15 protein-coding genes and 1 tRNA gene are annotated in these 20,284 nt (G+C 58.0%); 3 read left to right on the forward strand and 13 right to left on the reverse strand.

Annotated elements, in window-relative coordinates; all coding sequences use genetic code 11:
• Positions 1-171 precede the first annotated feature (171 nt).
• The 6 genes from H4317_RS04515 to H4317_RS04540 all read right to left on the reverse strand — a co-directional run bounded on the left by H4317_RS04515 (position 172) and on the right by H4317_RS04540 (position 11,807).
• Positions 172-6,738: a LamG-like jellyroll fold domain-containing protein gene (locus H4317_RS04515; protein ID WP_185888959.1), complete on the reverse strand. Its 6,567-nt coding sequence runs from the start codon at positions 6,736-6,738 to the stop codon at positions 172-174.
• A 166-nt stretch (positions 6,739-6,904) separates the two neighbouring features.
• Positions 6,905-7,846 carry a methionyl-tRNA formyltransferase gene (locus H4317_RS04520; protein WP_185888960.1) on the reverse strand — a complete coding sequence of 314 codons (942 nt, stop codon included), beginning with the start codon at positions 7,844-7,846 and terminating at the stop codon, positions 6,905-6,907.
• Positions 7,847-7,953: 107 nt separating this feature from the next.
• Entirely contained in the window at positions 7,954-8,493 is a 540-nt protein-coding gene (locus H4317_RS04525; RefSeq protein WP_185888961.1) for a phage tail protein, read from the reverse strand.
• Between the two features lie 39 nt (positions 8,494-8,532).
• On the reverse strand, positions 8,533-9,075 hold the full coding sequence (locus tag H4317_RS04530; RefSeq protein ID WP_185888962.1) for a phage tail protein: 543 nt from the start codon (positions 9,073-9,075) through the stop codon (positions 8,533-8,535).
• 23 nt (positions 9,076-9,098) lie between these two features.
• Positions 9,099-9,644 (reverse strand): phage tail protein, encoded by a 546-nt coding sequence (locus tag H4317_RS04535; protein ID WP_185888963.1) that lies wholly within the window; start codon positions 9,642-9,644, stop codon positions 9,099-9,101.
• A gap of 510 nt (positions 9,645-10,154) precedes the next feature.
• Positions 10,155-11,807 carry a TPR end-of-group domain-containing protein gene (locus tag H4317_RS04540; protein WP_185888964.1) on the reverse strand — a complete coding sequence of 551 codons (1,653 nt, stop codon included), beginning with the start codon at positions 11,805-11,807 and terminating at the stop codon, positions 10,155-10,157.
• Positions 11,808-12,087: 280 nt separating this feature from the next.
• Here H4317_RS04540 and H4317_RS04545 point away from each other — a divergent pair, with 280 nt between their 5' ends.
• Entirely contained in the window at positions 12,088-12,399 is a 312-nt protein-coding gene (locus tag H4317_RS04545) for a hypothetical protein (protein ID WP_185888965.1), read from the forward strand.
• Between the two features lie 190 nt (positions 12,400-12,589).
• A complete protein-coding gene (locus H4317_RS04550; RefSeq protein ID WP_185888966.1) occupies positions 12,590-13,297 on the forward strand; it encodes a hypothetical protein in 708 nt (235 codons plus the stop codon).
• 300 nt (positions 13,298-13,597) lie between these two features.
• On the opposite strand, the gene H4317_RS04555 is transcribed toward H4317_RS04550, so the two are convergent.
• From H4317_RS04555 to H4317_RS04585, 7 genes are all read right to left on the reverse strand, one after another.
• A complete protein-coding gene (locus H4317_RS04555) occupies positions 13,598-13,966 on the reverse strand; it encodes a DoxX family protein (RefSeq protein WP_185888967.1) in 369 nt (122 codons plus the stop codon).
• Positions 13,967-14,244: 278 nt separating this feature from the next.
• On the reverse strand, positions 14,245-14,571 hold the full coding sequence (locus H4317_RS04560; RefSeq protein WP_185888968.1) for a 2Fe-2S iron-sulfur cluster-binding protein: 327 nt from the start codon (positions 14,569-14,571) through the stop codon (positions 14,245-14,247).
• Between the two features lie 92 nt (positions 14,572-14,663).
• Complete coding sequence (locus H4317_RS04565) at positions 14,664-15,677, reverse strand: NAD(P)/FAD-dependent oxidoreductase (RefSeq protein WP_185888969.1); 1,014 nt, start codon at positions 15,675-15,677, stop codon at positions 14,664-14,666.
• A 138-nt stretch (positions 15,678-15,815) separates the two neighbouring features.
• Positions 15,816-16,229, reverse strand: coding sequence for a hypothetical protein (locus H4317_RS04570; RefSeq protein ID WP_185888970.1), 414 nt, complete (start codon positions 16,227-16,229; stop codon positions 15,816-15,818).
• Between the two features lie 299 nt (positions 16,230-16,528).
• Positions 16,529-16,602: transfer RNA gene (locus H4317_RS04575), tRNA-Arg, on the reverse strand.
• Between the two features lie 145 nt (positions 16,603-16,747).
• A complete protein-coding gene (locus H4317_RS04580) occupies positions 16,748-17,458 on the reverse strand; it encodes a TVP38/TMEM64 family protein (protein ID WP_185888971.1) in 711 nt (236 codons plus the stop codon).
• A 104-nt stretch (positions 17,459-17,562) separates the two neighbouring features.
• Positions 17,563-18,456 (reverse strand): DUF2167 domain-containing protein, encoded by an 894-nt coding sequence (locus H4317_RS04585; RefSeq protein ID WP_185888972.1) that lies wholly within the window; start codon positions 18,454-18,456, stop codon positions 17,563-17,565.
• A gap of 214 nt (positions 18,457-18,670) precedes the next feature.
• Between H4317_RS04585 and H4317_RS04590 the strand changes: the two genes are divergently transcribed.
• Entirely contained in the window at positions 18,671-19,810 is a 1,140-nt protein-coding gene (locus H4317_RS04590) for a cystathionine gamma-synthase (RefSeq protein WP_185888973.1), read from the forward strand.
• Positions 19,811-20,284: the final 474 nt, after the last annotated feature.

The following is a 20,284-nucleotide window of genomic DNA, read 5'->3' on the forward strand; positions in this document are numbered from 1 at the left end:
CGCTGGCTAGTGCAGAAATGAATCGGAATGTTAAGGCTTCTGATATGATCCAAGGATTGGACTTGCCCGCGGTAACCATGGCGGCGTTGCTTCTCTCACGTAGATAACCACTAGCAAAACCCAAAAGGCCCGTTACCATGTGGTAACGGGCCTTTTGGGTTTTGCTAGTGGTTAGCGTTGCACCACAATCTGCTGGTGAATTACCTGGCCATCCAGTACCAGACGGAGGGTATATACTCCATTAGGGAGATACGCTACCGACAGATTGATATCCGGACTAGTAGCCAGCGGGGGATTGAGCTCCTGCACAGTTCGGCCTTGGGTATCAAATAGCCATCCCTGCGCCTTGCCAGTGTATGGCCGGCTGAGACGAACGGTCAGCTGGTCGGCCGCCGGGTTCGGGAACACCACTGCCGTAAGCGACGACGCTTCGTTGGGCACCAGCACCGTTTGCACAGAGGAAAGGGTGCTGGTGCCGTCCTGATCTACTTGGCGCAGGCGGTAAAACACCACCGAACGGGCGTAGCGGGCCAAATTGACATCGATAAGCTGATACGCATGGGGCTGGCTGCTGGTGCCGTGGCCCGCCACGCGGCCAATGGCCCGGAACGTGCGCCCATCCACGCTGCTCTCCACCTCGAAGTAGTCGTTGTTGAGTTCCTGAGCGGTAGCCCACTGCAGCAGTGCGTCGTTGTTGCGGCGCTCTGCCGTGAAGCGTATCAGCTCTACTGGCAGCGGTGAGCTGCCATAAGTGGCGATAAAGTTCTGGCCGAACGAGGTAACTGGGAACGTAACCGTACTGGCCGTGGTGTTGGCGGCCGTAGCTGAAATAGGCGATTCAAAGGTTCCGTCGCTGTTGCTGTCCCGTTTGTAGACCTTCAGGTTAGAAGGAGCCGCGGCATCACCCGCACTAATCAGGCCTGGGTCGAGGGTGTAAGTAACAGTAGCCGCGAAGTTACTGGTACTGTACTTATCGACAATCCAGTAGGCCCGGGCGTGTCTGCTGCGAATGGCAGGGTCAATTACTTGTGTACCCAGGGGCGAGCCTTCTAGGCGCGTTACGACTACCTCATACGGCGCACCGGATACCGAGGTGAAGTTGATGGCAGCGTTGGTACCCGTGAAATTGTAGTTGCCCATGGCCGTTACAGAACGTAAGAAGCTGGTGCCGTAGCCCACCGGGGCGGTGCTGGTCACGCGGGTGGCGCCCGTCAGCGTACCCACTGCGCCGCTGATGCCATCGGTGGTAGTAGTGCCGCTGTCGTTGAACTGCAGGTACGACACCAGGCCTGTTTCCAGCCCATCAAGCGTGAGGTGGCGTAGCAGGCGGACTTCCGTCTGGCTTAGCGCCCGGCTCCACTGGCTGACCTCGTCGATGTCGCCGGGGAAGTTGCTGCTGCCCGAGGCGGCCACGTTGCCCACGAAGTTGACGCGGGTACTGGCCGGCGTGCCGCTGGCGGAAGCGTTGATAACCAGTTCCCCGTTGAGGTACACTAGCAGCACGCTACCGTTGTAGGTCGCCACCACGTGGTGCCACGCGTTGGCCGGGATGTTGTTGGGGCTGGTTTGCTGATTTACCGTGGCGCTGCCCGTACCGAAGCCCGCGCCGATACGACCGTTGCCGCTCACGTAGATGTAAGGTGCGGCCGAGTTGCCGGTGCCGTTGCCCAGCACGTAGTAGTTGGTGCTACTCGTGCCGATGGCCGGCTTGATCCATACTGCCTGCGTGTACGAGCCGTTCAGTAGCGGCGCCTGCGTGGGGCTGGCGCTGAAGTCAACATAACCAGCGGTGGCGTTGCCGGTGAAGCGCAGCGCGGTGCCAGCCACCCGGCTGGTATTTACGATCTGGCGGTTGCCGGCTGGGTCCGTCACGCTGGGCGTGCGGGCCGTGCCGCCAACGGTCAGGCTCGTCATCGTGGCATCGAGCAGGTTGCCACTGGTGGCGTTGGCATCCACGTCGTACACCAGGAAAAAGTAGTTCGTGCCGGTGGACAGCTGCTGATTGCCCGTGATGGTGAAAGGGCCGCTGGGGCTGTTCAAGGTGCTGCCAAACTGGGTGGTGGCGGCGAAGGTGCCGCTCGTACCGGTGTAGTACACCCGGGCCGCGTCGATGTCCACACTTGGGGCGCTGCTGCCGGGGGTGTCGAATGAGAACGAGGTGGCACTCAACGGGGCGTCGGGGCCGCCGTCGATAACTATTGCCACACGCAGAATCTCCTGATTGGTACTGCCTGCCGGCACGCGGCTGATGTTAGGCTGATCGGCTGTGCCGCTGGTGTAGGTGGCCGGAACCTGCACTGTGAAGGTGTTGGTGGGGCTGGGGGCACTCACCTGCTGGCCGGGGAGCTGGGCCGTGGCGTACACCGTGTGCGTACCTCTGGTCAGGGGCGTGCCGGAGAAGGTCCGGATCCAGGTGCCGCCCGAGTTGGGGGTGATGTCAGTGCCAACCTGGACTCCGTCTATGTACACTCGTACCGTACTGCCGACCACTGCTGAGCCAACGGACGTAGGATTGCTGTTGGTCGTGGCGCCGTTGGAGGGGATGGTAACGACCGGAGCCGGCGTCACGGGCTGGTTGTACTGTACGCTAACCGAGTTGCTGGCCAGGTTGCCGGTATTGTTGGCGTCGTTGGCCACACCAGCGGCCAGGCTTACCGTCACGGTCCCGTTGCCGGTGGGCGTCACGGTGAAGGTGTAGGGGCCACTGCCGCTGCCGCTGAAGCTGCTCGTAGTCACCGAGCCGTTGCTGACCGTCACGTCAGTATCAGTGAAGCTGGTGCCCACGCTCTGCGAGAAACTCACCGAGAAAGGAATCGGCGACGTACTGGTGGGGCTGGCCGAAGTGGTGCTGACGATAGCCGTCAGGGGCGGGGCCGTAACGCTGAACGCGGCCGAAGTGAAGTACTGGTATGTGCTGTAGGAGGTCGGCTGAATGGTGCCGATGAACACGTTGTTGGCCCCGTCGTTGAGGAATACGTTCAGCACTTGGTCACTCGGGCCGTTGTTGCTGCGCTGCCGGGTCCCGAAGGTCACTTGGTAGCTGCCCGTGGGCACGGCTAGGTTTTGCGCCACGCTGCTGTTGGGCCCCCCGTTTTGCAGGAAGGCCACTGCAGTGCCGTCAGCAGCTGTTGAGCTGAAGTTGGTGGTGCCGTTGCGCGATACGCCGGTCTGCGTACCAAGCGTCCAGGCACTAGCCACTGCGGAGGGTGCGTACAGGAAGCTGCCCGCCGCCGCCAGAACGTTGTTGCTCTCAAAGCTGCCGTTCTGCAGGCCGTTGGCTACGGTCGTGTTGGTGCCGTTCTGTACCACTTGCAGCAGGTCCACGAAGGCCGTCACGTCAGTATAGTTGCCGCTGGCTGAGCCGGCTCCCCGCACAGTGAGTAGCGGCGCGACCGGGAAGCTCTTGACGATGCTGTATGTCTCGCCGCTGGTATAGGGCACGTTAGTCACCGTAGGTGAAATACCGGTGCTGTTCTGCACGTTCAGGCGTAGCGTACCTTCGCCGGTACCGGTGCCCAGCACTACGGTGTAGGTTGTGCCTGCGCCCGAAACGCCAATGACGGACAAACCGCTCAGGGTGCCGGTCGGCGTCACGGTAAGATTTGCCGCTGAAAATCCCGTCACGCTGGCCGAGAAGACCACCTGATACTGGACGGAGGCTGTTGCTGTGGGCGAGGGGGTCAGGCGCGTCACCGAGGTGACCGTGGCGTTGGGCAGGTTGTAGGTGATGCTGAACGACGAGGGGGCAGCGGTATTGGCGTTGCCAGCCGCGTCCTGGGCTACTGCAGCCGGTACGGTTACCGTGCTGGCCGTGCCGGGCGTGTTTGGCGTCACCGTGAAAGTGTAGGTGGTGCCGGGGCTGACGCCATTGACGACACCGCCGGTAATCGAGCCGTTGGTCACCGTTATGTCGCCAGCCACAAAGCCCGTCACGTTTTCGGAGAAGGTTACTGTGAACGGAATCGGTGAGGTCGTGGTCGTGCTGCCGGTAGCGCCGGCCGACGAGCTGATAGCCACCGTCGGAACTGTCTGGTCGATGGTGTAGACCGGGCCCGTGACGCCGGCCGGGACATTTCCGGCGTTGTCGGCCACACCCGAGCCGGAGCCTTTCAGGTTAAGGCCTAATGTGCCGTTGCCGCTCACAGTGTTCACCGTCACGTCATAGACGGTGCTGCCGGTCACGACCGTGGCACTGGCAATGGTGCCCGTGGTTCCTGTGGTGTTCAGCACGAAGCTGCTAGCACTTACCCCAAATACACTTTCATTAAACGTTACACGGAAGACGAGCGAGGTGGCGTTGGTGGTCGTCGCCGATGGAGTCTGACGCACTATCGTGGCTGTCGGCACCGTCGTATCGATGGTGAACGTGTTGGTATTGCTGTTGGCGCTGACCGCCGAGGTACCAATGGTAGCCGTGGCGTACACCGCCGTCGAACCATCTGGTAGGGCCGTGGGCTGGGTTAGGGTCCAGCTGCCAGAGGCGCTGGTCGTGGTGGTGCCAATGCTGGCAAAGCTGCCGCCGCTCGGCCGCACATACACAGTTACTGTGCTGTTGGCTGTGGCTGTGCCCAAGTAGGTAGGCGTATTGGCATTGGTGGTCGAGCCGTTGGGAGGGCTTACCACCACCGGCGCGTTGGGCGTGGTAGTAAAGGGTTGCACCGTTCCGTAGCCAGTGCCGGCGGTATTAATGGCGTAGGCCCGCACGTAGTAGGTGGTGCCGGGCGTCAGGCCCGTCAGGGCTTGTGAGAAAGTACCCGTACCCGAGCCAATCTGTACTTTGGTGTTGCTGGTAGTGGGCGTGGTGTTAGTGGTGCTATACACCACGCCACGCTCCGACACCGTTGCGCCGCCGTCGGCCGTCACATTGCCGCCAAGCAAGGCGCTAGTGCCCGTGATGGTAGTAGCCGCGGCCGTCGCCACGGTGGGCGCTACCACCAGTGTGCCCGTCAGCTGCAGCAGGTCGAAGGCTATTTGCTCGTCGGCGACGTTGGAATAGGTTTCTATTTTGAAATCGAGCTTGGTCCCGTTTACCGAGGCTGGCAAGCCAAAGGGAAAAGAAGCCAGGGAGGGCGTCAGCGAAGGGCCGGTGGGCGTGGCCCCGATGCTGGCCACGTTCAGGTCCTGCTTCATGTCGGCGTCGGCCGACGAGCTGCCGCGGAACTGCCCGAGCAGCACCCATGCGCCTTCGTTGCTGCGATAGTAAATCTTAATGTAATCGGACACGTCGAACGCGCCGGCGCGGGCGCCCAGCCGCAAGTTGAAGCTCAGGTTAGCATAGCCGGCCGTGTTGATGGGCTGCGTCTGGAAGGAGCCGATGTAGAAAGGCTGCCGGAAGCTGTTATTGCCCGTCACGTTGGAGTACCAGTACCACGAGTTGCTGATGTTGCCGAACGTGGTTTGCTGTGCTGCCGGGGTGTTTTGCGTGTTCGGGTTCGTGCTGGTCCGTGTAAATGCCGCGCTGGTGCCGCTCTGGGTTTGGGTGAAGTAGGTGGAGGTGTAGCGGTTGCCTTCCCCGTCGGTGGTCAGGTCTTCCAGGTACGGCATCCCAACTAGAGCCAGCGTGGGCACTACGTTAATGGTGCGTTCTACGCCCGTGCTAGTCGCTCCGGCCGGATCGGTTACTGTGAAACGGACTTTCCGGGCTAGTCCCAGCGGATCCAGAACATCGATATTCTGGTACCGCACGGAGCGCAGGGCGGCTTCGTAGTTTGCTTTTGAAGAGGAGCCCGAAAGGCTCAGTACTCCTGTGCCAGTGTTGTACAAGCCCGCAATACCGTTCTGGTTGGTGAATAGAAGCCGGTCTTCCGAGGTATCAAAGTTCTGGCTTATGCTCACCTGGGCACTGATTAGGTTGGCATCGTTGCCGTCGCTTACCGTCAGGGTAGGGGCTACAACAGTAGCTGGGTCGCCCTCCGTGTATGTCAACGCCGTTGGGTCGATGGTTAATGACGGAGTCAAGTTGTTGCTTAGTACCCCCATTACCCGAATGTTGTCGAAGGCAAACTCCTCGGAGGCGCCTTGTGTCGCTACCACAACCCGCGTTTGCATCGTCGAGCCGGTACCGTTGACGCTAAACGTAAAGTCGACCATCGGATTGGCCGTCACCACCTGCGAGCCCAATGCTACGTCGTCCGCCGATTGGTTGTTGAAGTTGCTGTCTATCCGCCAGTTACCTGCGCCTGCGCTAGCTGAGTTGTCGCCCATCAGCTGGCCTACCGTTTCCCAGGCACCAGCACCGTTGTAGCGCACCTGCACGCGTAGCGTATCGTCCTGTTCCATCCGGTCATAGGCTCGGGTAGAACGGCCCAGCATAATGGCGAGCTTCACTTGCAGGGAGGCATAGCCCGCAATGTTTACTGGCTTCAGGGTTACTTTTCCGCCGTTCCGAACGGCCGTGCTAGGCGTGCCACCGGTTCCTTTCACTGCCTCGCCTGCCCAGTAGAAAGAGCCATCCAGCGCACCACCACTGGGCAGCACGACCGGCGCACTCGAACTGCCACTGAACCCTGGGGCATCTGTTGCAATAGTAGCATTGGAGGTGCGTCGGTAGTACGAGTCGTTGTTACCACTGGTAGCAGTAGTTAGCTGGAGCGTGTTAGCCACATCTACTTGCGAGCTGGCATCGGTAATGAGTACCTCAAACGACTCCTTCTGGAGCTCGACGTATGTCTGTGCTTGGCCTCGCCAAGCCGATAACAGCAGCGGCAGCAGCAATAAATAGCGTAAGAGTGTTTTCATGAGCTATGCAGATAAGGAAGTGAGATGCGCACAAAATGGCCGCGAATGACCAAGAGAAATCTGGCAAAAATGGTCGTTTATAATCAGATTGTCAGCTATATATAAAGATGACAATGCGTGAGATTCAAATCAGGATGGTGCTTGCCGAAAGGGGAGAGTGGGCGGATTAGGCTAGCGGCCCAGTGAGCAGCGTACCCAATGTTTCGCCGGGCTGTAGGCCCATGCCGGCCAGCTGCCCGCCCGTGAAGTAGCCTTCTTCCAGGCAAATCATGTCGAGTTGCAGCACTTGGCCCGCGCCGCAGGCTACCAGCAGCGCCTGCCCTGGTGCCGCCAGTACCACGGTGCCGGGCGGGGCCGCCACGGTTTCGGGCCGCACGGTGGCGGCCAACACCCGTAGCTCCTGCCCGCGCAGGGTGGCCAGAGCGCCACGGTTCCAGGGGTTGGCGGCCCGCACCAGCCGGCCAATGCTGTCGGCAGGCTCCTGCCAGTCGATGCAGAGGTCGGACAGGGCTGGGCGCGGCCAGTAACGGGCGGCGGCTTCGTCTTGCGGCTGTTCGGGCAGTGGCGTTTCGCCGCGCAGCCCGGCCAGCAGCTGCCGTGCCGCCCACACGCCGGTCAGGGCCAGTTGGGCGCGGTGCAGGCCGTGCGTATCGTGCGGCCCAATAGGTACGGGCACGGCTACCAGCACCGGCCCGGTGTCGAAGTCGGCCGCCATACGGTGAGCCGTGACGGCGCCGGCCGCCTCGCCCCGGCGTAGCTGCCAGAACGTGGGCTCCGGCCCTCGGTAGCCGGGCAGCGCTGCGAAGTGAAAGTTGATAAAGCCCTGTGGCGGAACGCCGAGTACCGCCGCCGGAATGCGCCATGGAAACGTGAGTACCAGCACTACTGTGGGCTGCAGCGCGGTCAGCCACTCAATTAGCTGCAACTCCAGGTCCGGGCGCGTCAGCTGCTGCGGAGCTAGGCCAGCTTGCGCCAAGTGCTGTCCGAGCCGCTCCGACTCGGCTGTACCCGTGGCGGGCACAGCCACGCCCGCTACAACACCCTGCGCCAACAGGTCATGGAGCAGGGGCCAGCCCAGCAGGCTGCTGATAATAACGGCAATGCGCATATGAAAGCAACGAAATGACGCGCCACTATCGGCGCGAAAGCAAAGAGCCGTCAGCCACGGACTGCCCAAGTAGGCTGCCGCAACTGACGGTCAATAGCTGGCCACACTCAAGAGCGCGACGGGAAGATGCCTTGCAAGGCAATAACGAAGTGGGTAGCCAAGTAAGGCTGGCGGTTGTCGTGGGGCTGATTGGCACCTTGCGCGTCAGTTTGGCCCTTTACGGCGTTAGCCGTGCCCAGCGTGGCGTTTTTAGGGCCAGCGGAATAGTGGTTGCTGGCGTCGCCGCCGGGGAAGTTGCCTATCGGCCCGTTTTCGTCGGCCGAAGCCCCGGCCTGCATCGTGCCCGTGATAGTGTGCCCGTGCGCCGGCATCTGGTCGGGAGTGAGGCTTACAGTTTCATTGCCGGCTTGCTGGCCCAGCACGTAGTTCTGCAGGCCTGGGCCCTGGCCAGCTCCCACCGCCACCCGTGACTGCAGATTAGGCAGGCCAAAAGTGGTGCTGCCGTTGCCGCCGTAGGTAGTGCCCAGCAAGGAGAATAGGGCTTGATACTGATTTACGGGGAGCAACTGGCCGTTGCAGAACGCCCAGTTTTTGGGCGCGTAGCCGAAAGCAATAGAGCGAATTTCGCCGATGTATGGTTCGTCCATGAGAAGGATTCGAAGTGAAAGTGAAGAAGACGCCCTGGGTTATTGCTGCGGCGGATACTGGCCTTCGTAGCAGATAATGGTGGTTAGCGCCAAAACAGGCTGAATATTGGCGTGCGGCTGGCTGCCCCCGGCGGGCTGCGCCATACCGGATATGATGCCGGGTGCCAGCGTATCCGCTTCCAAAGCAGAAGTGGAGTACAGAGCGGTGTCGGCATCAGCCGGGTAATTTCCGGCGGGGCTATTGACGGCCGGGCCGCCTCCGCTGGCATTCAATGACGCCGTAAAGACGTGGTTGTGCGCAGGCATCTGCTGGGTCGTCAGAGTTACGGCTTCGGTGCCGGCCCTTTGCCCGGGCATGTAGGACGAAAGGCCGGGGCCGTTGCCAGCAGCTACGTTTACGCGGCTGCGCATATCCGGCAGCGCGAAAGTCGACTGCCCGTCGCCGCCGTACGTGGTGCCAATCAGGCTGTACAGGGCTTCGTAATCAGAAATATTGAGCACTTGCCCCTGGCATTGCAGCCAGCCAACGGGCGCGAACGGGAAGCCTACGGTGCGAATTTCGCCGAGATAAGGAGATGACATAAGGGAAGGGGTAAAGGCGACAGTTAAGGACGCTGGGGGAATACCCCTTGCAGGGCAATGCAATAGTTGAGCACCAGGAAAGGCATCCGGTTTTCGTGCGCTTTGCCGTTGCCGGCTGGTCCAGCTGTGCCGCTGAGCAAGTCAGCGGCCATGTTCACACCCCCGTCAAGGGCATATTGTGCTGGCTGGCCAGCCGGAGGCGTCGCGTAATATGCGTTGCTTACCTTCTGCTGATCAGCCGTACCGTTGTTAACCGGCATGGTGCTGGGCGCCAGGGTATGAACGTGCATCGGCAGCTGGGGCAGCAGCAGCGTTTCTGTTTCGGTGCCTAGCACGGCACCCTGCGGATACGGCGAAAGGCCTTCACCCTGTCCAACACCAGCATAGGTGCGGCCGCGTAAATCAGGTAGGCCGAAGGTGTTCTGGCCGTTGCCGCCGTACGTAGTGCCCAGCAAGGAGAACAGAGCCGTATTCTGCTGAATAGGTAGAATCTGACCTTGGCAAAGTGCCCAACCGACGGGCGCAAAGTTGAGAGCCATCAGGCGAATCTCGCCGACAAAAGGATCCATAGGCTGAAAAGAGAAAATTGGGGATGTAGAAAAGCCCTCGTGGGCAGGAATAATATTCTGGTGTATAAGCCTGAATTACAAGATGCTACTGTGTTTGGTGTTCCGAAGTAAAACGCACTGTTGCGGTTGCGAAACACCAGCAGCTATTGGCAGTATCAGACTGTACTTTGATGAAACAAAAGGGTATAACCAGCCGAGCCGTAGCAAATTGCTATGGCAACTAGAGGCAGATATCAATAGGTGAGGATATACCAAGCCCAGTTAGAGGGGGCTGGCGTAAGGGATAGGGGAACGGTGCCGAAATTTATTAATTTGTTCCGTATATTCTTATATTTTCTTGTAAACTTAATGTAAGTAAATCGTGCTGTCTTGCCTTTTAGCGAGATTCAAGCCTGGAATTGGCTGTTCTGTTCGCCCTTGGCCGCATCCTTGTCAGATGAGTTACTGCGTCCTTTTAGCCGAGTGAGGCTACGTGAGATGATGCGCAACCGTGGGAGGCAATTAGCCCAGCTAGTAAGCTAATGCTGCCTCCAGCGCTAGGTCGCGGTTTTGGCGAAAGGCCGCAAAAGTGGGCGGTACGTACACCTGTGGAGCCAGCCATGTGCGGTGGTCGTCGGGCCAGGCAGTTTGCCAATAAAGGTCAGATACGTTGGCCGATAAGCCCGAATATGGGAGCGTAAAAGGCTTTTCCTCGCCCACAAAGTTGGGAGCGGAGCCTGTGGGCTCGCCAATGAACGTAGCCTTAGTGTGGCGCTCCAGCATGGTAGCCGTGTTTTGCGCGGCCGAGAAAGTGCGGCGCCCAATCAGTACAAACAGCTTACCGGCCTGATTGAGGCGCGCGTTGGCCTGCAAGCCTGCCACCAGAGCCGGTACCAAGTAGGTGTTGCCGCCGTTGTTCCAGCGCAGGTCCACTACCAGCTTTTCCAACTGTGGGTCGGCGGCGGCTTGCAGCAGCCGTTCCGTGAAGCGGGCGAAAGGCTCTGTCTCGTTGTTGCGCACGCTATTGAATTGGAAGTACAGCACCTTGCCACCTGGTAGGGTCTCAAACCAATACTTTTCGCCCATTCGTTTCAGGTAAGCAGGCAGCGGCGTCGTTAGCGTCTGCGGCAGATTTACCCAGGTTGATGGGTTGGGCAGCGTATTCCAGATGTTGGGCTGACTGGCATCGGCTGGTAGCACCACCTGCCGCGTGCGGCCTCGTAAATCTTTCAGGGTAAGCGTGGTGCGGTCGGTGGTTGGCTGCAGGCCCAGGGCATGTAGCACTGCTGGCTGGCGCATTTCGTAAGGTGCCACCTGCTTGGGCCAGTACGCATTGTCGCGAGAAAGAATGGGTAGTAGTGCTTCTGTCACCTGTGGTACAGTTTTGTCGCCGAAGCGGAGCACCTGGGCCCCCAGCAACTCCCGGTATTTGGGGTCCGCTGAAATGATGAATAGCCCTTCTTCGAAGTGATAAAACTGCACGGGCAGGGCCTGGCATAAAGCCGTAAGCCGCTCCCCGCCCGGAAAAATGTTGCTGTGCCCATCGCCTAACAGCGCCGTGAGTTTGCGCAACTCAAGGTAGAGCTGCATATCGGTCAGGCGGGGTACAGCGGCGGCTACTGCCTGCACGGCCGCATCGAGTTGGTCGGGCGTAATAGCGCGGGGCACGGCAAATCCGCGGCGGCGGGCTTCTCGCGCGAAGATGTCTAAGTCAGTGCGCCAGCCTTCGTCGCGGCTCATCTGGCTCACATCAACCAGTGACACCAGCCGGCGGTAGCGCGCGTTTTGGCGAAGTGGCCGCCACACCGAATCCGTTTGCGCATCCGTGAGGTAGCCAAAGCGCAGATTGAGCGACTTTTCTAGCCAGTCTAGGGCCTTGTCAGGCTCGTGTAGCTGCATGTAGAGCGTCGCGGCGCTATAGGCCGCCTCTTCCGGCTCCGGGCCGCCCAGCGCCACCACTTGCTCATAGGCCTGAATGGCCTCGCGGCGTTGTCCGGCCCGCTGCTGCGCCTGCCCCAACTGTTGCCAGAAGCGGGGCTGAACGGGGTTGGCGGCCACTACCTGCTGCCAAAGCGTAGCGGCCGTTGCCCAAGCTTTAGCCTCCGATTGTGCCTCTGCCTGCCGCAGTAACTGAGGAAAACTGGCGGCGCTTTGCTGTGCATAAGCGGGATGTGCGAGTAGCATTGCAGACAGACACCATCTCCAGAGGCGGCGGCAACCAGAGTTCTGAGCAGTAGGAGGCGTTTCCATGGTTGCTAAAGTAGACAAACAAGAATATTCTATTAATAGAATATTAGGTGATTTTGAAACTCCTGCGGTTGGGTTGGTTGCACAGCGCCAACTGGTAGGCACAATATCCCGGCTGATAAGTATCAGGTGTACAGCCGTATTTCGTCATATGCCGGGCTGCAACGGGTCTGGTAGCTTTGAACATTAAATGAGGTACTCTCCTCTTTCCCGCTCCATGAATCAGGATCTTCAATTCAGCCTAGCCGATAACGCTAAGCAATGGCTGGCACTGTCTCAGTCAATATCCACGTCAGAGAAAGCAACGTTTGATGCCCTACACAATGGGTTTTTCGCTGCTTACGGGCCTAATTTTATGGCTCATGTCTACCGGGCATCCATCGAACAGGTCCTGCAGAATATGCCTACCGTTGAGCGGGATAAGCTGCTGGTTGCGTTCCGACGGGCTATGGACACCGCTATTGATGCCCACGCCTACATACTGCCCACCATAGCCGATTGCGCGGCCTGCCACGCCCGCAAGTTCTGAGTAGCTTTTAATTCGTCGGGCAGTGATTCTAATAGTAGCTGTGCTGGGGACTTCCCCCATCCTGCCTGAAAATGCGGCAATCAGCTGGCGGAGCTACGGAGATGCTCCGACTAGCAACACGTTTGCCAAATCCTCTTACTTGCCGGCTGGACCAAATCAGACCTCCTCATTTTCTCTCTTCCCCAGCATTATGCACATTTCTCCCTGGCCTTCTGGCGTGGCCCTTGCACTGCTGCTCACGGCCTGCGACGCTAAGAACCCCAATGGCATGCCTAACGAAGTAACTGCTCAGGGGCCAGCAAAGGTTGTAACGGCTAGTCCTGCGAAGCCCGACTCTGCCGCTATTCGCACCGAAAACCCGGTTATGCCCGCTGACACTTCGGTAGCCGGAGCTTGGCGGCTAGTGGAAGGGGCCCTCCGCAGCCACGACGCAGAAGTGCTGAATCAGTTGATGGATCCGGAATTTGGTCTTTGGATTCTGGAGCAGCCCGGCGCCCTGCCTCTGGTAACGCGGGTAGCCGATGTCGAGACTTTTCGTCGCGCCTATCAGGGCCTGCCGCTGTTTTCGCTGGATTCGCAACTGATGGCCTGCGCTGAACTGTTGGTGTTGAAGCAACTGCCAGAAGCTGACTGCGCCCGGCAAACCAAGCAGAACGCGGGCTTTGCTCGGCAAGGCTGCTTTACGGGGCCAGCCACCGCTTTTCGAGCCCTAGATTTTTGGGCGAGTGCCACGGTGAAAGGCGGCACAGCCTCCCAAGGCAAAGCCGCGCAGGGGCGTACTGTGCATACGGTGCTACAAACCCGAACAGGCTTCCGGTTTCACTTCGCCAAGTCGGCGGGGGCTGGTGGGCGCTGGCGGCTTATTTTCATCGACCTGCGTACTCCCTGCTCGGCATAAGAATTTCACCGCTTACACCGCCCCATCAGGTTGAATACCAGCCGGAAGAAGCGTCATGAGAGGATAGGACGGACAGTAGAGAGGCACATAACCCGGAAGTACGCGCCTCTCTTCTGTCCACATCGGCCAAGAACTGCGCCCACTCTCACCGACCAGCCGCTAGGTCTGGGTATTGGATGCCGTGTCGCTTACGCCGTGTGCCGAGCAAAGTCCCGTTGGATTTGGCTGCCATACCAGACGGAATACGCGCCTTTCCGCTCGCCATCATTTTTAGTTATACTCAGCCAGCGCACTTATTTTCTACAATGTAGTAGCAGTTGGTCGGCGCAGCCAGAACACGACCAGCAGTAGCACTAGCAGCACAATAGCCGGTACACCGCCGGCCAACCCACCCGGAATTTTGGTAGCGTGCATCACCACGGCACCCAGCATAATAACAGCCAGCCCCAGCGCTGCCGGCCGCACGAAGCGTGGTATCAGTAGCCCGATGCCGCCCAGTAGCTCGCCGCCGGCCACCACGTAGGCCAGTGCACCCGGTAGCCCCAAGTTGCCGAACATAGCTACTGTCGCAGGCAAATCCATAAGTTTTCGGCCACCGGATGCAATAAAGGCAAGGCCCAGTAAGACCTGCAGAATCCAGGCAATGATGTTGCGAGTAGAAGCTGTCATGCGAAAAGCGGAATGGAAGAGGTGGAGGAAGAACAGCGCGAAGCGTTGTACAATATGGCGGATTCAAAGAATATTTCATATGGCCTCTTCGGTGGCATTGGGCTAGCCATTTCGCGCTGGTATGCTGCTTTTTTACTCAGTGCTCGGTATAGTGCGCAGTGCAGTTTCGCTAGGGCCGGGCAACAAAAAACCGCAGCCTAACAGGCTGCGGTGTACAAAATCAGAAGAAGGGGTAGAAAGAGCCTATCATACCCCAGGCCATAACTTGTGGCGCCAGCCTACGTGTTCTGGGGCATCAGGCGCAGTACCAGGCCATCGAGGCGTTCGGTTAGACGAATCTGGCAGGAAAGGCGGCTTCCCTGGCTCATTACCGGCAGGCTCTCCAGCATTGCCAGTTCATCGTCGGAAGGTTCGTCGAGAGCGGGGCCAGCCAGTACCTCGATGTGGCAAGTGCCACACAGCGCCATACCACCGCATGTTGCCTGAATATCGTATTCGTTGGCTTTTAGCAGTTCCATCAGGGTCAGACCCATATCGGTGGGTCCCACAATTTCTCGCCGCTGGCCTAGAGTCTCCTCCACGTATACGCGTACGTCTTCGGTCATTAGTTGAATGATTAGGTGAATAGGGGATAAAGTGATTAGGCAACAGGATGTAGATTCCTCTTCACCTAGCTACTTCATCACCTACTCACTGGCTATAGAGTCGGTACGCCGTTTACGGTGGTGTACTTCAGCACGTATTTCTTATCGGGGTTGATGTATTTGAAGGCACCCTGGCACATGAGCGCCGCTTCGTGGAAGCCGCACAGAATCAGCTTTAGCTTGCCCGGATACGTATTAATGTCGCCGATGGCAAAGATTCCGGGCTCCGAGGTAGAGTAGTCCAGTGTGTTCACCTTCACGGCGTTGTCTTCCAGTTCCAAGCCCCAATCCTCAATCGGACCGAGCTTGGGCGTGAGGCCGAACAACGGAATAAACGAGTCGACGGGCAGTTGCGCAGCCGTGCCGTCGTTGGCAGTGATGGTTACAGCGTTGAGCTGTCCGTTGCCGTGCACATGGGTCACGTTGCTGCTGAGTACAAGATTTACCTTGCCGGCATCGTGTAGCTTCTTCACTTTCTCAGCCGAGTCGGCAGCGCCGCGGAACGTGGTGCCACGGTGTACAAGGGTCACCTCCTTAGCCACATCGGCCAAGAAAATGGTCCAGTCGAGAGCCGAGTCGCCGCCGCCGGCAATAACGAGGCGCTGGTCGCGGAAGGTTTCTGGGTCGCGCACCATATAGTACACGCCCTTGCCGCTCTCAAAGTTCTCTAGCTGCTCAATGGCTGGCTTACGAGGCTCAAAAGAACCCAGACCACCTGCAATGGCAATCGTCTTGCACAGAATTTCAGTGCCATCAGAAGTAAACAGCTGAAATGAGCCGTCCTCTAACTTGGTAAACCGCTCTACCCGCTCACCCAAGGTAAATGTGGGATGGAAAGGCTCAATCTGGCGCATAAGATTGCGCACCAAGTCGCCGGCCAGAATATCAGGAAAGCCTGGAATATCGTAGATAGGCTTCTTAGGGTAGATTTCCGAGAGCTGACCGCCCACCTGAGGCAGTGCATCTACCACGTGGCAGCGGAGTTTCAGCAGTCCGGCTTCAAATACGGCAAACAGCCCCACCGGGCCGGCCCCGATGATGCAGATATCGGTGGAAATGGAATTCATCAGTGAAGGGTGAGTACAAACAAACGGTGGCCTGAGCCCTGAACATAACAGCCAACCAACCTAAAACGTTGGCGGGTGTTTGTGTTGCCGCTGCAAAGATAGGCACACCGCTTCAACCCGGCACGTTTTGTCACCAGTCTACTGTTCGCACGCAATACCCATGCGGAAATGTTCCAGAAATGCTTCAGCTTCTTCCAACTCTGTGAACTGCTGCGTAGGCAGTGCCACTTTCCGGCGGAGCATCTGAGTAAGCCGGCGCATAGATGGTTGCTGCGAGTGAACCTCCACTATCATGCCCACTTCTGCTGCCTGTAGCATCTCGCGCGACGCCTGAAACAAAGGCAGTACTTTCAGATTGGGGCCCAGGGTACGGCGCAGGTCGCAAAGCAACGTAAACCCAGGCTTCACCAGCTTTAATGCCCGCTCAATATCCGGCAAGTAGTGTGGAAGGTCGGGAGCTAGGGTCAGTTCCTCCATCCGTTCGTACATCAGATGGTTGCGCTCCTCATCCAAATAAATGCGGTACTCAGGACGGTAGGCAACAAGGGGCATAAAAAGGGCAATAGGTGGCTGGTGTATTGGGGGCGCAACCCTGCAAACAGCCGAAAACAGAAAAAGGTCCTTACAAGTGCTGAGCTTTCTAAAAAATAACACCAGCGAGTGTGGCGAGACACGGCAGGCAAAAATAGGGGTAATGGTTTAATAAATAGCAACTATGTGTCTTTTACATAGCATGTTACATAGTGGTTTCATAGAGCAAAAGTACTTCTAGGTTACAGTTCTGCAGCGCACGACACTTGGGAATGCTGATAAAAAAAAAGGCCCTTAGCAAGTAGCTAAGGGCCTTTTCGTGGTCGTGTAAGGAGTCGAACCTTAAACCTTCTGATTCGTAGTCAGATGCTCTATCCAATTGAGCTACACAACCGTTGTTCTACCATTTCGCGGAGCGTTTTCCGCTTTTGGTTCTGCAAAGATAGCAGCTAAAAAATTGGCCGTGCAAGCATCCTCTAGCTTTTTCCGGCTAAAATTTCTGCGAAAGCCTGCAAGGTGCTGAATTTCAGGCGAAATTTTTACGCTTTGGGAATGCCTTTGCTCAACGCGCGCTGCATAGCCCGACTGAATAGGTAATACAGCCCGAAAAACGACACTATCACCAGCACTATCACCAGTATTTTGCCTACGGTGCCGGTGCCAGGGTCGCGCAGAAGCAGAACAATGTCCTGCGCTTTGGTACCCAGCCAGTAGAAAAAAAGGCTGCGTGGTAGCATACCCACCACTGAGGCCAGCAGAAAGTGCCGCCGATTTACTTCCATTACGGCCAGGATAAAGGTCATAAGGGCGAAGGGCGTGACCGGCGAAATGCGCAGTAGGAACACCAACTGCCAGCTGTCGGCTTTCATTTCGCGCATCACGGCATCTGCCTTTGGGAAGTGCCGCAGGAAAGTCAGCATTTTGCCATGGTCGAGACTGGAGGCAATCTGGTAGCCAATGAGGGCTGCCAGCGTGTAAGCTACCAGCATCCCCGGAAAGCCTGGCCAGCCGAAGTAGAAGCCGGTGATAAGTACCGCCAGAGTGGTGTGCATCAGCGAAAAGGCCATGGCCAGCCCAATCACCAGAAAATAGAGTACGCCCTGCAGCAATGTCGGGTCCTGAAGCAGATCCTGGTTGTTATAAAGAAGGAATCCGAGGGAAGAACTGCCCACAAAAGGCAGGCCCGCCAGCAGAATCATGGAAAGCAGCGTAGAGGCATTTTTGTGAAATAGCTCCCGGAGAAAGGTCATAAGCGGTGGCAAAACAAATGGGCCGACGTAAAGGCGCCGGCCCGTTTGTTAGAACGTAAGAATGGGGCGGAAGGCTGCATATAGCACTTGTTCCCAAGGCTCGTTTACTCGTTGTTGGCAGAGCCACCGCCAAAAAAGCGCCGGATTGTAGCCCACCCGCCAGCCACTACGGCTATAATTACCTTCCAGAACTTCGCTATCAGAGCAAAGGCGCCCACTTTGGCCAGCACCTTGCCCGCTACCAGTCCCCCGATGCCGTAAGCAGCTACTTCATCAATCTTAGGATCGAAATCGGCATACTGCTGGCCCTTGGCGAATTCTACGCTTTTGATAACTGAAGGAATGGTACTGCGGATTTCGGGCAGTTGTGGCATGCCGCCAATTGCATTCAGGTTCAACACGCCCTTGCGCCCCAATAGCCGCACATTGTAGTTGAGGGTATTGGCCTCAGTACCACCAAAACGCAATTCTTTCGCCCAGTGGAGCACATTTAGCTTGGCGTCGTAGAAGGGCTTGGCAGCCCAGCCCACCAGCAGAATCCGTTCGTAGCCGGCTGCTTCGCGGTCCGGGTTTCCGGCCTCCGTGTCGTCCTGCATTTCCTTGAGCAGGTCATCGTAGTCGATTTCCGCCGCGTCATCATCTTTTACGTAGCCGGACGGGTCGTACTCGATGGCGAAGGCCCAATGATTGTCATCGAGCGGGCCTCGGTCGGCCGGAAATAGCATGCCCAGCGACTCACCATTCGGGTTGCCCCAGAGTTTGGTCAGCACATAGTCGCTTTGCTTGGCATCGAGGTAGCGGAAGCCGGCCGGAACAGTAATCGAGCCAAGGCCATCCGGGAAGGTGATGTGGCCGGTTTGGTAGTGCAGCGTGGCCTGCACTGAGTCGATGTACGCCTGCTCACTGGTGGCGCGGCCAACAGAATCGGAGGGAGCAGGGGTGGCGTAAGAGGAGAGCTGCACGCATAGAGCGGCTACCAGAAGTAGAAGTTTCTTCAAGCTGAATAAACTAAAAAGGTGAATAGAATTTTGCCGACAAGATACGCAGATAATCAGGCGGTAGCATTCAAGGAGTAGTTTTTTCGAGCGTTTTTCCTCCTGATATGAGGTAGCTACTTTCCTGGGCACTCGTGGCCCTTGCGGCCGAAGCTCCCGGCACATACTTACCTTTGCTGGCTCCCGATTAGAGCACTCAACTTCCAAGTCCCACACGATGAAATTCGGAACCAAGGCCATTCATGCCGGCGTGCACCCGGACCCTACCACTGGGGCCATTATGACGCCCATCTACCAGACCTCGACCTATGTGCAACGCTCGCCCGGCGACCACAAAGGCTTTGAGTATTCGCGCACGCACAATCCTACCCGTTCACAGCTGCAAGATGCGCTGGCAGCCCTCGACGGCGGCAAACACGGCCTCGCCTTTGCCAGTGGCATGGCCGCCATCGACTGCATCGTGAAACTGTTGCAGCCCGGCGACGAGGTCATCAGCACCAACGACCTCTACGGCGGCTCCTACCGCCTGTTCACGAAGGTGTATGCCACCTACGGCATCAAATTCCACTTTGTGCCGATGCACGACATGGCCGCCGTGGAAGCGGCCGTAACGGAGCGCACCAAGCTGATTTGGGTGGAAACACCGACTAACCCGCTGCTCAACGTCATTGATATTGCAGCGGCCTCAGCCGTAGCAAAGAAGGCGGGTGCGCTGCTGGTCGTGGATAATACCTTCGCTACGCCTTACCTGCAGACGCCGCTGGAACTGGGAGCTGATATGGTAATGTACTCACTGACCAAGTACATGGGCGGCCACTCCGATACGGTAATGGGCGCTGTCATCGTGAATGATGAGGACCTGCACCAGAAGCTCAGCTTCTACCAGAACGCCTGCGGCGGCACTCCCGGCCCTCAGGACTGCTTTCTGGTGCTGCGCGGCCTCAAAACGCTGCACGTACGGATGCAACGCCACTGCGAAAATGGCCGCGCCATTGCCGAATACCTTAAGGCGCACCCCAAGGTGGAGAAAGTGTACTGGCCCGGCTTCCCGGACCATCCCAACCACGCTGTGGCAGCAAAGCAGATGCGCGACTTCGGCAGCATGATTTCCTTCGTGCTCAAAGGCGACCGGAAAGAAGACGCCATTGCCGTGCTGGAGAAGTTTCAGCTGTTTTCGCTGGCCGAAAGCCTAGGCGGCGTTGAGAGTCTCTCGGGCCACCCCGCCACTATGACGCACGCCAGCATTCCGGCCGAGGAGCGCCGCAAAGCCGGCCTCTCCGACTCGCTGATTCGTCTGAGCGTAGGCATTGAGGATGCAGACGACCTGATTGAGGACCTGAAGCAGGCTATCGGCTAAGCTGACAGTAGCTCCGTCTTGGCACAAAAAGCGGCCCCGGTTATCTTGATCAAGATAGCCGGGGCCGCTTTTTGTGCCAAGACGGAGCTAACGGGGACAGCAGCAAACCAGGGAGCAACTCTATTTGCTGGCAGGGGAGCTGGACGCATTTCCATATGATAACTATATCACATCATTATGTACCACCGTGTATCCTATGACGCATTATTGTTATATTTATTACTTGAATAATTATTGTAAATTCCTTCGCTTCTTACGTGGGGACTTGGCGAGCCACATTCAGGAGAGGTAAAATATAAGGCCGGCTATTGCTGCCGTACTGCTGCTACGCGTGTTCCTTGGCAGGAACATCTACCGTTGTACTAAGCCGGGCCCATCTTCTGGGCCGAAGAACACCTGCTCTACAGTACTGGGCAGGCGTCAGAAGTGCCTTAAGCGCCTTCCCGCAGCCCCACCACTCTACTACGACATTCT

Source organism: Hymenobacter sediminicola (assembly GCF_014250515.1).
Lineage (GTDB): Bacteria > Bacteroidota > Bacteroidia > Cytophagales > Hymenobacteraceae > Hymenobacter > Hymenobacter sediminicola.